Genomic DNA, 13,702 nt, shown 5'->3' on the forward strand with positions numbered 1-13,702 from the left:
CNCCCCGGCGGCCGCCGTCCCCGAGGAGCAGGAAGCGGTCTCCGGACCCGGGGCTTGTCGGCGCGGTTCAGGGACGGGGAGAGGGCCGGCGGACCGCCCGCGGCGGCGGGGCGGTGCGGGCCCCGGGGAGGCCGGTACGCGAGCCGGAGGGCGATCGCGTACGGACGGGGGCGCCGGGTGCGTCCGGCCCTTCCGACGCGCCCGCCCGCGCACAACCGCGGCGCCCGGCGGTACGGAAGGAACCGGGAGTGCCCTCCCGTACACACTCCGCCCGCACGGCTCGGCACCCGGGACGTCACGTCCTCGTCACCGACCATTCAGACACGCTTGCGAAGCTCGGCCAATGAAGCCCGCCGCGTCCGCCTTCCCGGGCGCTCCGACGCGCCTGACCAGCGCCTGGCGCGGAAGAATGGTGCCATGAACCAGCAGCCCGCAGAGGTCCCGGTCCAGCAGGTACAGCCCTCCGGTCCGAACGCGCAACCACCCGTGGGGTCCATAGCCGCGCACCGGCTGTGGAGCGCGTCCGGCGCACCGGCCGACCTCTCACCGGACGCCGACGGCGAACTCGACCCGTACGAGGACGGGGGCGAGGACGCCGACGGCGTGCGCACGGAGCTGCCCGAGGGCCGGTTCCTGGACCGCGAACGCAGTTGGCTCGCCTTCAACGAGCGGGTCCTGGAACTGGCCGAGGACCCCGCGACGCCGCTGCTGGAACGGGCGAACTTCCTCGCCATCTTCGCGTCGAACCTCGACGAGTTCTTCATGGTCCGGGTCGCCGGCCTCAAGCGCCGCATCGCCACCGGCGTCGCCACCCGCTCCGCCTCCGGGCTCCAGCCCCGCGAGGTCCTCGACCTGATCTGGACCCGCTCCCGGGAGCTGATGGCCCGGCACGCCGCCTGCTTCCAGCAGGACGTCGCCCCGGCCCTGGCCGAGGAGGGCATCCACCTCATCCGCTGGCCCGACCTGACCGAGAAGGAGCAGGCGCGCCTCTTCACCCTGTTCCGGCAGCGGATCTTCCCGGTGCTCACGCCGCTGGCCGTGGACCCCGCGCACCCCTTCCCGTACATCTCCGGGCTGTCGCTGAACCTCGCCGTCGTCGTCCGCAACCCGGTCAGCGGCCACCGCCACTTCGCGCGCGTGAAGGTGCCGCCGCTGCTGTCGCGGTTCCTGGAGGCGTCGCCGCAGCGGTACGTGCCGCTGGAGGACGTCATCGCCGCGCACCTGGAGGAGCTCTTCCCCGGCATGGAGGTGCTGGCCCACCACATGTTCCGGGTCACCCGCAACGAGGACCTGGAGGTCGAGGAGGACGACACCGAGAACCTCCTCAAGGCCCTGGAGAAGGAGCTCATGCGGCGCCGCTTCGGCCCGCCGGTACGGCTGGAGGTGGAGGAGTCCATCGACCCGTACGTCCTCGACCTGCTGGTGCGGGAGCTGAAGATCTCGGACTCCGAGGTGTACCCGCTGCCCGGGCCGCTCGACCTGACCGGGCTGTTCGGGATAGCGGGCCAGGACCGGCCCGAGCTGAAGTACCCGAAGTTCGTGGCGGGCACCCACCGCGACCTGTCCGAGGTCGAGTCGGCGTCCGCGCCCGACATCTTCGCCGCGCTGCGCGAGCGGGACGTGCTGCTGCACCACCCGTACGACAGCTTCTCCACGTCCGTGCAGGCCTTCCTGGAGCAGGCGGCGGCCGATCCGGACGTCCTCGCGATCAAGCAGACGCTCTACCGCACCTCCGGGGACTCGCCGATAGTCGACGCCCTGATCGACGCCGCCGAGTCCGGCAAGCAGGTCCTCGTCCTCGTCGAGATCAAGGCCCGCTTCGACGAGCAGGCCAACATCAAGTGGGCGCGCAAGCTGGAGGAGGCCGGCTGCCACGTCGTGTACGGCCTGGTCGGGCTGAAGACCCACTGCAAGCTGTCCCTGGTCGTCCGCCAGGAGGGCGAGACGCTGCGCCGGTACTCGCACGTCGGCACCGGCAACTACCACCCCAAGACCGCCCGCCTCTACGAGGACCTCGGCCTGCTCACCTCCGACCCGCAGGTCGGCGCCGACCTCTCGGACCTGTTCAACAGGCTGTCCGGCTACTCGCGCCGCGAGACCTACCGCCGGCTGCTCGTCGCGCCCAAGTCGCTGCGCGACGGACTGGTGGCGCGGATCCACAAGGAGATCGCCCACCACCGCGCGGGCCGCCCGGCGTACGTCCGCATCAAGGTCAACTCGATGGTCGACGAGGCCGTCATCGACGCCTGCTACCGCGCCTCGCAGGCCGGCGTGCCCGTGGACATCTGGGTGCGCGGCATCTGCGCCGTGCGCCCCGGTGTCGCCGGCCTGTCGGAGAACATCCGGGTCCGCTCCGTCCTCGGCCGCTTCCTGGAGCACTCCCGCCTCTTCGCCTTCTGCAACGGAGGGGAGCCCGAGGTGTGGCTGGGGAGCGCCGACATGATGCACCGCAACCTCGACCGCCGCATAGAGGCGCTGGTGCGGGTCTCCGACCCGGCGCACCGCGCGGCCCTGATCCGTCTGCTGGAGACCGGCATGGCCGACACGACCTCGTCGTGGCACCTCGGCCCCGACGGGGAATGGACCCGGCACGCGACGGACGCCGAAGGCCGTCCGCTGCGGCACGTCCAGCAGATGCTCATAGACGCCCGGAGGCGCCGACGTGCACAACCATGACCGCCAGGTGTCCGCCGGCGAGGTGCTGGCGCCGTACCTCCACGCCCGGGCGAACGACTTCCTGCGCGCCCTGCGCCTGCACATGGAGAGCAACGGTTCGGACAGCGTCGGCGCGGAGGAGGCCACCCGCGCCCTGCGCGCCGCCGCCCGGCGCATCAGCGGGACGCTGCACACCTTCCGGCCGCTCCTGGACGGGACGTGGGCGGACGGCCTGCGCTCCGAGCTGACCTGGTTCTCCGGCACGCTCGCCCAGGAGCACGCCTGCACCTCGCGGCTCGTCCGCCTCGCCGACGCGCTGTCCCGGCTGACCGGCGGCCCCGTGCCGGCGCCGAGGGGCGCCCGCCCGGGGGCCTCGCGCGCCGGCGGCGAGGCGATCACGATGGGCGCCGCACGCGCCGGCGCCCTGCTGGAGCGGCAGCTCACCCTCGCCCGGACGCGCGCCCACTCGGCCGCCCTGGAGGCGCTGGGGTCCTCCCGGTTCCACGCGGTGGCCGACGCGGTGGCCCTGCTGGCGTCCGAGGTGCCGTTCGGGCCCGCCGCGTCGTCCCCCGCCGAGGAGGTCCTGCCGGTGCCCGCCGAGACGGCGGAGCGGCGCCTGCTGGACGCCGTGGCGGCCCTCCCCATGAGCCCCGCCGTGGGCGGCGAGCGGCAGGACGCGCCCTGGCACCAGGTGCGCCTCCTGCTGCGCCTCCACCGGTACGCCCTGGAGGTGCGGTCCTCCCCGGTTCCCGAGCTGTACGAGGCGGCGACCGCGCTGGACCGGCACCGGGACGCCGCCGAGGCCGCGGCCGCCGCCGCGACGGCCGCGCACACCCCGCGCATCGCCCCGGCCACGGCGTACGCCCTCGGCGTCCTCCACGCCGACCAGCGCCACGAGGTGGAGGCCGCCCGCCGCGCCTTCCACCGGGCCTGGCGGCGCACGGCGGTGACGGCACGGTGAACGGCCGGGCCGGCGTCGTCCGGGCGGCCGGCTGCGTCCTGTGGCGGCGGGCGGCGGACGGTTCGGTGGAGGTGTGCCTGATCCACCGGCCCAAGTACGACGACTGGTCGTTCCCCAAGGGCAAGGTGAAGGCCGGGGAGGAGCTGCGGGCGGCGGCGGTGCGGGAGGTCCGCGAGGAGACCGGCCGGGTGTGCGAGCCGGGCGCGCTGCTGGGCACGGTCCGCTACCGCGCGGGTACCCGGGACAAGGAGGTCACCTACTGGTCGGCGGAGGCCACGGCGGGGTCCTTCGCCCCCAACAAGGAGGTGGACGCACTGCGCTGGCTGGCCCCCGGGGAGGCCCGGGAGGTGCTGACCCACCCGCAGGACCGCTCCCTGATCACCTGGTTCCTGGCCACCCTGTGACCGCTGGTGCGCCTGTGACGGGGGAGGTGAAGGAGCCGCATGGGATCCGTGAGAACAAGGCGTGCAGGGCTACTCACCGGCACTTACAACACGGTTCACCTCACGTTCACTCGCACCCGCCGACGGCTTCACCTGATCTGCCTAATTTCAGCCTCACAAGGTGACTGAACAAGCACCACCACCACCCCGACACACGCCGCCGTACGACCGGCCATGGAAACGGACCACGCGGCCACGCAGCTCGGCGGTTACTGGAAGGAACACCCGAAAGTGAAGCTTCATCGCAAGACCGGGCTTCGCGCCACCGCGCTCGGCGCCCTCGCCGTCTCCGGCGCCCTGGTTCTCACGGCGTGTGGTTCGGACGACAACGCGAGCCCGACCGGGGAGAAGAAGACCACCACCGCGTCGAACATCAAGTGCGAGGGCGCCAAGGGCCAGCTCCTGGCCGCGGGCTCGACCGCCCAGAAGAACGCCATGGACCTGTGGGTCAAGAACTTCCAGGCGGCCTGCGAGGGCGTCGAGGTGAACTACCAGGCCATCGGCTCCGGTGGTGGTATCACCAAGTTCAACCAGGGCCAGGTGGCGTTCGCCGGCTCCGACTCCGCCCTGAAGGAGGAGGAGGTCGCCGAGTCGCAGAAGATCTGCAAGGGCGGCAAGGGCATCAACCTCCCGATGGTCGGCGGCCCCGTCGCCATCGGCTACAAGCTGGAGGGCGTGGACAACCTCGTCCTCGACGCCTCCACCATCGCCAAGATCTTCGACTCGAAGATCAAGAAGTGGAACGACCCGGCCATCGCCAAGCTCAACCCGGGCGTCAAGCTGCCCGACGTGGCGATCCAGGCCTTCCACCGCTCCGACGAGTCCGGCACCACGCAGAACCTCGGCAAGTACCTCAGCGAGGCCGCCGCCGCCGACTGGAAGCACGACCCGAAGACGAAGTCGTGGCCCGCCCCCGGCGGCCAGGCCGCGAACGGCTCCTCCGGCGTAGCCGCCGCCGTCAAGGACACCAACGGCGCGATCGGCTACTTCGAGCTGTCCTACGCCAAGTCCGGCAACATCAGCACGGTCAAGCTGAACACGGGCGCCTCCCAGCCGGTCGAGGCCACCACGGAGAACGCCTCCAAGGCCATCGCCGCCGCCAAGATCAAGGGCACCGGCAGCGACCTGGCCCTGTCCCTCGACTACAAGACCAAGGCCGAGGGCGCCTACCCGATCATCCTCGTCACGTACGAGATCGCCTGCGACAAGGGCAACAAGGCGGAGACCCTGCCGACCCTGAAGGCGTTCCTCAACTACACCGTCAGCGAGGAGGGCCAGAAGGTCCTCGCCGACGCCGGCTACGCCCCGCTCCCCGCCGAAATCGCCACCAAGGTCCGCGAGATCGTCCCCACCCTCTCCTGACGACCCCGTCGGGGCCGGTCCACTCTGGACCGGGCCGGCCCCGGCATCCGGTGCACCGCCGCCAGGAGCCCACCGAGGCTCCGCAGACCGGAGAAACACAACGATGGCCACAGCCAGCACACACACACCACCGCCCCCCGGGCGGAACGAAAGCAAGCCCCCGAAGTCGTCCACCCCGTCGCAGGCGGGTGACCGGATCTTCCTGGGGCTGTCCCGCGGTTCCGGCATCACCCTGCTGGTGATCATGGCGGCGATCGCCGTCTTCCTCACGTATCGGGCGGCGCTCGCCATCGCCGACAACGAGGGGAACTTCCTCACCACCTCCGAGTGGAACCCGGCCGGGAACCCGCCCGTCTTCGGCATCGCCGTCCTGGCCTACGGCACGATCGTCAGCTCGATCATCGCCATGGTCCTGGCCGTGCCGGTCGCCATCGGCATCGCGCTGTTCATCTCGCACTACGCGCCGCGCAAGCTCGCCGCGCCGCTCGCGTACGTCGTCGACCTGCTCGCCGCCGTGCCCAGCATCATCTACGGCCTGTGGGGCGCGATCTTCCTCGTGCCGTACCTGGGCGGCCTCAACAAGTGGCTCGACCAGTACATGAGCTGGACGTACATCTTCGACAAGTCCGACGAGGGCGTGGCGCGGAACATGTTCACCGTCGGCATCCTGCTGGCGATCATGATCCTGCCGATCATCACCAACGTCACCCGCGAGGTGTTCCTCCAGGTCCCGCGCATGCACGAGGAGGCCGCCCTGGCCCTCGGCGCGACCCGCTGGGAGACCATCCGCATGTCGGTCCTGCCGTTCGGCCGCTCCGGCATCATCAGCGCCTCCATGCTGGGCCTGGGCCGCGCGCTCGGCGAGACGATGGCCGTCGCCGTCGTCCTCTCCCCCAGCTTCCTCATCTCCGGGCACATCCTCGACCCGGGCGGCGGCACGTTCGCGCAGAACATCGCCGCCAAGTTCAACGAGGCGAACGAGTACGGCCGCGACGCGCTGATCGCCTCCGGTCTCGTCCTCTTCGTCATCACGCTGCTGGTCAACGGCGCCGCCCGCTGGATCATCGGACGCCGCAAGGAGTACTCGGGGGCCAACGCATGAGCCACGCCGTCCACAAGCAGCAGCCGGCCGTCGCCGCCCCCGCGCGCCGTCACGCCCCGCTCGCCCACGCGCGCATGCCGCGCTGGGCCCCGGCCGCCATAGCCGTCGCCTCCGTGGCCGCGGGCGTGGGCATCGGCCTCGCCGCGGGCTGGGAGAGCCGCACCCAGTGGGGCATGATCGCCGCCCTGCTGTTCGTCGTCGCGACCTACGTCATCACCTCCGTGGTCGAGAACGCCCGCCAGGCCAAGGACCGCGTCGCGACCAGCCTCGTCTGGGTCTGCTTCGTCCTCGCGGTCGTCCCGCTCGCCTCCCTCGCCTGGGTCACGCTGGACGAGGGCCTGGACGTCGTCGACGGGTACTTCCTCACCCACTCGATGAACGGCGTCCTCGACGCCGAGATGGGCGGCGGCGTCTACCACGCGCTGCTCGGCACCATCGAGCAGGTCGCCATCGCCGCGGTCATCGCCGCACCGATCGGCATGCTCACCGCGGTCTACCTGGTCGAGTACGGCCGGGGCCGGCTGGCCCAGGCCGTGACCTTCTTCGTCGACGTCATGACGGGCGTCCCGTCCATCGTCGCGGGCCTGTTCATCCTCGCCACCTGGAACCTGATCCTCGGCTTCGGGCCCTCCGGCTTCGCCGGCTCGATGGCGCTGGCCATCCTGATGATGCCGGTGGTCGTCCGCTCCACGGAGGAGATGCTCAAGCTCGTCCCGAACGAGCTGCGCGAGGCGTCCCTCGCCCTGGGCGTCCCCAAGTGGAAGACGATCCTCAAGGTGGTCCTGCCGACCGCGATCGGCGGCATCACCACGGGCGTCATGCTCGCGATCGCCCGCATCACCGGCGAGACGGCCCCCGTGCTGCTCCTCGTCTTCGGTACGAAGCTGATCAACTCGAACCCGTTCGAGGGCGCCCAGGCGTCGCTGCCGCTCTACGTGTACGAGCAGTACTCGGTCGGCACGGACGCCTCCGTGGCCCGTGCCTGGGGCGCCGCGCTCGTCCTGATCGCCTTCGTCATGATCCTCAACCTGGTGGCCCGCGGCATCGCCCGCTGGAAGGCCCCGAAGACCGGCCGCTAAGGCCTCGACATCCGGCTCCGCGCCCGGCTCCACCGGATCGCGGCGCACACTTGGAAGTGATTGAAGATGGCCAAGCGAATCGACGTCAGCGGCCTCTCCGCGTACTACGGCAACCACAAGGCGATCGACGACATCTCGATGACCGTCGAGCCCCGCTCCGTCACGGCGTTCATCGGCCCCTCGGGCTGCGGCAAGTCGACGTTCCTGCGCACCCTCAACCGGATGCACGAGGTCACCCCCGGCGGCCGCGTCGAGGGCAAGGTGATGCTGGACGACCAGAACCTCTACGGCAAGGACGTCGACCCGGTCGCCGTGCGCCGCACGGTCGGCATGGTCTTCCAGCGGCCGAACCCGTTCCCCACCATGTCGATCTTCGACAACGTGGCGGCGGGCCTGCGGCTGAACGGCAACTACCGCAAGTCCGAGCTGAACGACATCGTCGAGCGCTCCCTGAAGGGCGCGAACCTCTGGAACGAGGTCAAGGACCGCCTCAACAAGCCCGGCTCCGGCCTCTCCGGCGGCCAGCAGCAGCGCCTGTGCATCGCCCGCGCCATCGCGGTCGAGCCGGAGGTCCTGCTGATGGACGAGCCCTGCTCCGCCCTGGACCCGATCTCCACCCTGGCGATCGAGGACCTGATCGGAGAGCTGAAGGAGCAGTTCACGATCGTCATCGTGACCCACAACATGCAGCAGGCCGCCCGCGTCTCGGACCGCACGGCGTTCTTCAACCTCGCCGCCGTCGGTCAGCCGGGCAAGCTGGTGGAGATCGACGAGACGGACCGGATCTTCTCCAACCCGTCGGTCCAGGCCACGGAGGACTACATCTCCGGGCGATTCGGCTGATCTCCCTCCCCCAGGTGTCCCGCGGTGCTGCATGGCGGTGCCACCGCGGGACGAAGGGCCCGCCCTCTCCCACTCCCAGGGAGGGCGGGCCCGCTTTGTTCCGGCACCGGCGCGAAGACCGCCAGCCGGCGCGAAGACCGCTAACCGACGAGGAACCACACCGCGAAGAAGCTCACCGCCGCCACCACCGCGGCGGCCGGCATGGTGATGAACCACCCCAGGACGATGTTCTTGGCGACGCCCCAGCGCACCGCGTTGACCCGCTTCGTCGCACCCACGCCCATGATCGCGGACGTGATCACGTGCGTTGTGGAGATCGGCGCGTGGAACATGAACGACGCCGAGTACATGACGGACGCCGCCGTGGTCTCCGCGGCGAACCCCTGCGGCGGGTCGAGCTCGATGATCCGCCGGCCCAGCGTCCGCATGATCCGCCAGCCGCCCGCGTACGTGCCGAGCGACAGCATCAGCGCACTGGCGACCTTCACCCACAGCGGGATCGGGGCCCCGGCCTGCTCGACGTCGGCAATGACCAGCGCCATCACCACGATGCCCATCGTCTTCTGGGCGTCCTGGAGGCCGTGGCCCAGCGCCATGGCGGCGGCGGACACGGTCTGCGCGATCCTGAAGCCGCGCTTCGTCCGGTGCGGTCCCGCCTTGCGGAAGATCCACATGATCGCGGCCATCACCAGGTACCCGACGAGCAGCCCCACGAACGGCGACACGAACATCGGGATGACGATCTTCTCGACCACGCCGGACCAGATGACCTCCGTGCCGCCCGCCAGCGCCGCGCCCACCATGCCGCCGAAGAGCGCGTGGGAGGACGACGAGGGAAGCCCGAAGTACCAGGTGATCAGGTTCCAGGTGATCGCCCCGACCAGCGCGGCGAAGAGGATGGCCATCCCCTTGTCGCCGACCGGCGTGGCGATGATGCCCTCGCTGACGGTCTTGGCGACGCCGCTGCCCATGAAGGCGCCGGCCAGGTTCATGACCGCGGCCATCAGCAGCGCGGCGCGCGGGGTGAGCGCCCGGGTCGACACCGACGTGGCGATGGCGTTCGCCGAGTCGTGGAAGCCGTTCGTGTACGTGAAGAAGAGCGCGACCCCGACGGTCACGACCAGTGCGAAGGTGTCCACGGGACCTCAGGACTCCTTGACGGCGATGGTCTCCACCGTGTTCGCCACGTGCTCGAAGGCGTCGGCGGCCTCTTCCAGGACGTCCACGATCTGCTTCAGCTTCAGCACCTCGATGGCGTCGTACTTGCCGTTGAAGAGGTGGGCGAGCAGCTTGCGGTGGATCTGGTCGGCCTGGTTCTCCAGCCGGTTGACCTCGATCCAGTACTCGGTGAGGTTGTCCATCGTGCGGAGGTGCGGCATCGCCTCCGCGGTGAGTTCGGCGGCCCTGGCCAGCACCTCGATCTGCTGCTCGACACCCTTCGGCAGTTCCTCGATGTTGTAGAGGACGACGAGGTCGACCGCCTCCTCCATGAAGTCCATGATGTCGTCGAGCGAAGAGGCCAGGGCATAGATGTCCTCGCGGTCGAACGGCGTGATGAAGGACGAGTTGAGCTGGTGGAAGATCGCATGGGTGGCGTCGTCCCCGGCGTGTTCGGCCGCACGCATCCGCTCCGCGATGTCGGTCCTCGCGGACGCCTCCGCTCCCAGCAGTTCCATCAGGAGCTTCGAGCCGGTGACGATGTTGTCCGCCGACGCGGAGAACATGTCGTAGAAGCTCGTCTCCCGGGGGGTCAGACGAAAGCGCACGTGGGGTCCTTCGGTGCATGGTGTCGGTCAGGCTGATGCTAGGCGCATCATCCGGCCACGGCGAACCGGCATTCCTCAGTGTCGCCCATCGGGCACAGTGAGCAGAACCGACCCCGCACAATCCCGCGAGGATCGGTACCATATACCCGCGAGGGGTATATCGCCCTTTGCGGACGACGGGAGGACGCATGACGACCACCGAGCCGGTCGGCCTTCCGGTCCCGGAGGCCCAGCAGGCCCACGGCGACCACGGTCACGCGGTGCACGGGTACCACGCCCGGAGGGACGAGCACCTCAAGCGGCTGCGCCGGATCGAAGGCCAGATCAGGGGCCTGCAGCGGATGGTCGACGAGGACGTCTACTGCATCGACATACTCACCCAGGTCTCGGCGTCGACGAAGGCGCTGCAGTCCTTCGCGCTCCAGCTGCTGGAGGAGCACCTGCGGCACTGCGTCGCCGACGCGGCGACGAAGGGCGGCGACGAGATCGACGCCAAGGTGGAGGAGGCCACGAAGGCGATCGCCCGGATGATGCGGACCTGACGTACGGCGCTGTCCGAAATCGATCGATCATCTGCGCGGTATGCCTCGGGTGTCCGTTTATCCCCAGACCCGGTCCCCCGGGGATTCCACCGGCCCCGGGGCCACCTTCAGCACCTCGTCGATCCGGTCGGCGCTGAGCCGTTCGGCCTCGGTCGCCGAAGCGGCGATGATCAGTTCCCCGCACAGCTCGATCTCGGCGAGCGCCACGTGGTCCTGGACGGTCGTCGTGCCGGGGGGCGGGGCCACGCGCGTTCACCTCTTCCAGCCGCTGTCGGCTTCCCAGCGTAGGGAGGGCGGCACGCACCGCGCATGACTCGTCCGGACCATTCTCGGGACCGCCCGCACGGCCTTCCGCGGCCTCCCCGCCCCGCCGATCCGCACCGGCTCCGGCCCCGCGGACCCGGCTCCGGGAGGTCCCGGCTCAGCCGGCGATCCTCCCGGTGTAGATGTCCCGTACCGGCGGCAGCCGCATGTCGAGGGGTGCGCCGAACCCGTACAGCACCGTCGTGGACACCACGTCGACCTCCCGCTCCCCGTTCGCGAAGCTGAACCGGTGGCGGACCTTCCGCAGCCGTCCCGCCTCGTCCAGGTACGCGTCGAACGGCACGGTGTCCGTGGCGAACCCCTTCGCCGCGGCCGCCAGCGCCCCCCTCAGCCGCGCCGGGGCGAGCCTCGCGGCGTCCGCGATGTCGGCGGTCCCCCGGTAGTGGACGACCGGCACGCCCCCCAGACGGGCCTCGCCCACGAGGGCGACCCGCCGCGCGGCCCTGAGCAGTTCGGCCGCCGCACCGGGATCGGTGGCGCCGCCGGTGACCAGGTTGCCGTCGGCGAGGGAGGTGGTGTCGACCCGTACCCACTTGTCCACGGGGACGCCGGCACCGCGGTTCTTCATGTACAGGGCGCCCGGCGTGAACAGTTCGGTGATCCCCCGGCGCGGCCGGTCGCCGTCCTCGGGGAGCAGGACCCGCACCCGGCCGCGGCCGGCGCGGAAGTCGTAGCCGCCCTCGCCCTCGATGGTCAGCCGCGTGCCGCCGGTCGCCATCTCCAGGGCCGTCCTGGCCCGTGACGTACCGGCCCGTTCCAGCAGGTCGGGGGCGGAGCGCACGGCGTCGAGCGGCCCGCCCCCGGCGCCGTCCCCGGCCCGCTCGCCGTCCGCGGCGGCCGCCCCGGCGGGCGGGNCGGCGCCGGCCNGGCCCGGCGAGCATCCGGTGAGCCCCGCGGCCAGCGCCGCCACCGCCGCCGTGGTGGCGGCGCCCGCGCCGCCCGCCCGCCTGAGCCTCCGCACCACCATCGCCCGCCTCATCCCGACACCGTGCCGCGGGCCGGCCTCCGGCCCGCGGCCTCGACGACCGGGAGACGACCCATTCGCATAACGACCGCTCCCATCTCCCGTCACGCCCTCCCGCACCCCGGGTACCGTGGGGCCGTGCACCCGCATGACGCGCCCTCAGCACGGCCGGACGCCGACGGCGTTCCGCACCGCACGACCACCACCGAACGCGGCGCCTTCGCCCTCGCGCGCTGCGCCTGCGGCTGGCACGGCCCGGCCCGCCGCTCCCGTGAACGGGCCCGGACGGACGCCGTCGTCCACCTGTCGGAGCAGGGACCGCCCCCGCCGCGGTGACGCCGCGGCCGGGGCGGGGGTGGACGGCCGGACCGTACGGACGGCCCCCTCGGGAACGGCGGACGGGCAAGGGCCGGGCCCGCGGCGGGCCGGACGGCGGCGTCCGGGCGCCGTCCGGGCCGCGGTCAGGCGGCGAGACCGCGTTCCCCGCCGCCCACCTCGCGGCGCGGGTCCGCCAGTGCGACCGTCTCGTGCCGCGCGCCGCCCCGGGGCGCCTTCCGGGACCGTACGAGCCGCCCCGCGCGCGGGGAGCGGGCGACGGCGGAGGTGAGCGGGGTCAGCAGCGCCAGGGCGGCGGGGGCGAGCAGCAGGGCGACGGCGGTGCCGAGGGCGAAGCCCCCGACGACGTCGGTCGGGTAGTGGACGCCCATGTAGACGCGGCAGAAGCCCTCCGCGAGGGCGAGGGCCAGGGCGGCGAGGCCGAAGCGCCGGTGGACGATGAACAGGCCGACGGCGAGCGCCATGGCCATGGTGGAGTGGTCGCTGACGAACGAGAAGTCCGTCTTGCCCGCCACGAGGACCTCCAGCCCGCGGTGCTCGCGGAACGGCCGGGGGCGTTCGACGAAACCGCGGATCGGGACGTTGACCAGCAGGGCGATCACGGCGGCGAGCGGCGCCCAGACGATCCCGGCGGTCGCGGAGGCGGACTCCTCCGGCGTGCCGCGCCGCCGGACGCCCCACCAGCACCAGAGGAGGAGCAGGCCGAGTCCGGCCATGATCCCGTACTCGCCGGTGAACCCCATGGCGCGGTCGAACCAGCCCGGGGCGGCCTTCGCCAGCCCGTTGATGTCGTAGAGCAGGCTGACATCGGGGTTCGTACCGTCCGATGCGAGTCCGGCCATGCGTCGCGGCCCCTTGCCTTGTGTTGCGGTGGATGAGCAGTCGTAGGAGGCGGCCGACGGGATGGCGTCGTCGGGGTCCCAGACGTCCCGATCGCCGTCCTTGTCGCCGTCGACCCCGTGCACCGCCCAGGTGCCGGGGATGAACTGCGCCATGCCCTGGGCCTGGGCGTGGCTCCGGGCGCGGGGGTTCCAGCCGCTCTCCTGGTAGAGCTGGGCGGCGAGGAGCGCCGGGTTGACCGCCGGGCAGAGGTTCCCCCAGCGCTGCACCAGCGGCTGGTACGCGGCCGGGACGGCGCCCTTGACCAGTCCCACGGCCCCCCGCGTGCCGCCCCCGCCGGCGAGCTGGGCGGCGACGACGTAGGTCCCGACGACGAGGAGCGCGACGAAACTCAGGCAGGCGCCGATGACGACCCCGCCCACCAGCCACGTCTTACGCACCGTCAGACCCCCGTACGCAGTAGGACAGCCATTCGCGCCTCGTTC

Annotated in this window: 14 protein-coding genes and 2 pseudogenes; 9 read left to right on the forward strand and 7 right to left on the reverse strand. The window is 71.6% G+C overall.

The window, feature by feature from the left end; genetic code table 11:
• Positions 1–417 precede the first annotated feature (417 nt).
• The 7 genes from MW084_RS12980 (at position 418) to pstB (ending at position 8,445) form a co-directional block, all read left to right on the forward strand.
• Entirely contained in the window at positions 418–2,676 is a 2,259-nt protein-coding gene (locus MW084_RS12980) for an RNA degradosome polyphosphate kinase (RefSeq protein WP_010475498.1), read from the forward strand.
• Positions 2,663–3,616 carry a CHAD domain-containing protein gene (locus tag MW084_RS12985; protein ID WP_010475496.1) on the forward strand — a complete coding sequence of 318 codons (954 nt, stop codon included), beginning with the start codon at positions 2,663–2,665 and terminating at the stop codon, positions 3,614–3,616. The genes MW084_RS12980 and MW084_RS12985 overlap by 14 nt, the downstream gene beginning before the upstream one ends.
• Positions 3,613–4,020 (forward strand): NUDIX hydrolase, encoded by a 408-nt coding sequence (locus MW084_RS12990; RefSeq protein ID WP_010475494.1) that lies wholly within the window; start codon positions 3,613–3,615, stop codon positions 4,018–4,020. The genes MW084_RS12985 and MW084_RS12990 overlap by 4 nt, the downstream gene beginning before the upstream one ends.
• A 270-nt stretch (positions 4,021–4,290) precedes the next feature.
• Positions 4,291–5,421, forward strand: coding sequence for a phosphate ABC transporter substrate-binding protein PstS (pstS, locus tag MW084_RS12995; protein ID WP_010474747.1), 1,131 nt, complete (start codon positions 4,291–4,293; stop codon positions 5,419–5,421).
• A 103-nt stretch (positions 5,422–5,524) separates the two neighbouring features.
• Positions 5,525–6,523: a phosphate ABC transporter permease subunit PstC gene (gene pstC / locus MW084_RS13000; RefSeq protein WP_010474749.1), complete on the forward strand. Its 999-nt coding sequence runs from the start codon at positions 5,525–5,527 to the stop codon at positions 6,521–6,523.
• Entirely contained in the window at positions 6,520–7,602 is a 1,083-nt protein-coding gene (gene pstA / locus MW084_RS13005; protein ID WP_010474752.1) for a phosphate ABC transporter permease PstA, read from the forward strand. Before pstC ends, pstA begins: the two co-directional genes overlap by 4 nt.
• Before the next feature lie 66 nt (positions 7,603–7,668).
• Positions 7,669–8,445 (forward strand): phosphate ABC transporter ATP-binding protein PstB, encoded by a 777-nt coding sequence (gene pstB / locus MW084_RS13010; RefSeq protein WP_010474754.1) that lies wholly within the window; start codon positions 7,669–7,671, stop codon positions 8,443–8,445.
• Between the two features lie 140 nt (positions 8,446–8,585).
• Here the strand turns inward: pstB and MW084_RS13015 are convergent, their stop codons facing one another.
• Entirely contained in the window at positions 8,586–9,584 is a 999-nt protein-coding gene (locus MW084_RS13015; protein ID WP_010474756.1) for an inorganic phosphate transporter, read from the reverse strand.
• Positions 9,585–9,590: 6 nt separating this feature from the next.
• Positions 9,591–10,211 carry a DUF47 domain-containing protein gene (locus MW084_RS13020; protein ID WP_010474758.1) on the reverse strand — a complete coding sequence of 207 codons (621 nt, stop codon included), beginning with the start codon at positions 10,209–10,211 and terminating at the stop codon, positions 9,591–9,593.
• Positions 10,212–10,399: 188 nt separating this feature from the next.
• Between MW084_RS13020 and MW084_RS13025 the strand changes: the two genes are divergently transcribed.
• Complete coding sequence (locus tag MW084_RS13025) at positions 10,400–10,753, forward strand: metal-sensitive transcriptional regulator (protein ID WP_029553819.1); 354 nt, start codon at positions 10,400–10,402, stop codon at positions 10,751–10,753.
• 57 nt (positions 10,754–10,810) lie between these two features.
• Here the strand turns inward: MW084_RS13025 and MW084_RS13030 are convergent, their stop codons facing one another.
• From MW084_RS13030 to MW084_RS24730, 3 genes and pseudogenes are all read right to left on the reverse strand, one after another.
• Positions 10,811–10,999, reverse strand: a complete 189-nt coding sequence (locus tag MW084_RS13030; protein WP_010474761.1) for a hypothetical protein — start codon at positions 10,997–10,999, stop codon at positions 10,811–10,813.
• A 175-nt stretch (positions 11,000–11,174) separates the two neighbouring features.
• Positions 11,175–11,931: SCO4651 family lipoprotein (locus tag MW084_RS13035; protein ID WP_275563602.1), on the reverse strand; the 757-nt coding region annotated here is incomplete at its 5' end.
• Between the two features lie 13 nt (positions 11,932–11,944).
• Positions 11,945–12,191: pseudogene (locus MW084_RS24730) on the reverse strand (hypothetical protein); the annotation flags it as partial.
• On the opposite strand from MW084_RS24730, the gene MW084_RS13040 reads away from it, so the two are divergent.
• Entirely contained in the window at positions 12,180–12,377 is a 198-nt protein-coding gene (locus tag MW084_RS13040; RefSeq protein ID WP_010474765.1) for a hypothetical protein, read from the forward strand. The pseudogene MW084_RS24730 and the gene MW084_RS13040 overlap by 12 nt on opposite strands.
• Before the next feature lie 125 nt (positions 12,378–12,502).
• Here MW084_RS13040 and MW084_RS13045 read toward each other — a convergent pair whose 3' ends face one another.
• Both MW084_RS13045 and MW084_RS24335 read right to left on the reverse strand, forming a co-directional pair.
• Positions 12,503–13,219: a phosphatase PAP2 family protein gene (locus MW084_RS13045; protein WP_029553821.1), complete on the reverse strand. Its 717-nt coding sequence runs from the start codon at positions 13,217–13,219 to the stop codon at positions 12,503–12,505.
• 54 nt (positions 13,220–13,273) lie between these two features.
• Positions 13,274–13,657: pseudogene (locus tag MW084_RS24335) on the reverse strand (lytic transglycosylase domain-containing protein); the annotation flags it as partial.
• Positions 13,658–13,702 lie beyond the last annotated feature (45 nt).

Origin of the sequence: Streptomyces sudanensis, assembly GCF_023614315.1 — a bacterium.
Lineage (GTDB): Bacteria > Actinomycetota > Actinomycetes > Streptomycetales > Streptomycetaceae > Streptomyces > Streptomyces sudanensis.

What these genes read in the sequence shown, in the direction of transcription:
- pstA (WP_010474752.1), top strand. Translation starts at nt 6,520, where the DNA reads ATGAGCCACGCCGTCCACAAGCAGCAGCCGGCCGTCGCCGCCCCCGCG.
- MW084_RS13045 (WP_029553821.1), bottom strand. Translation starts at nt 13,219, where the DNA reads ATGGCCGGACTCGCATCGGACGGTACGAACCCCGATGTCAGCCTGCTC.
- MW084_RS13025 (WP_029553819.1), top strand. Translation starts at nt 10,400, where the DNA reads ATGACGACCACCGAGCCGGTCGGCCTTCCGGTCCCGGAGGCCCAGCAG.
- pstC (WP_010474749.1), top strand. Translation starts at nt 5,525, where the DNA reads ATGGCCACAGCCAGCACACACACACCACCGCCCCCCGGGCGGAACGAA.
- pstB (WP_010474754.1), top strand. Translation starts at nt 7,669, where the DNA reads ATGGCCAAGCGAATCGACGTCAGCGGCCTCTCCGCGTACTACGGCAAC.
- MW084_RS12980 (WP_010475498.1), top strand. Translation starts at nt 418, where the DNA reads ATGAACCAGCAGCCCGCAGAGGTCCCGGTCCAGCAGGTACAGCCCTCC.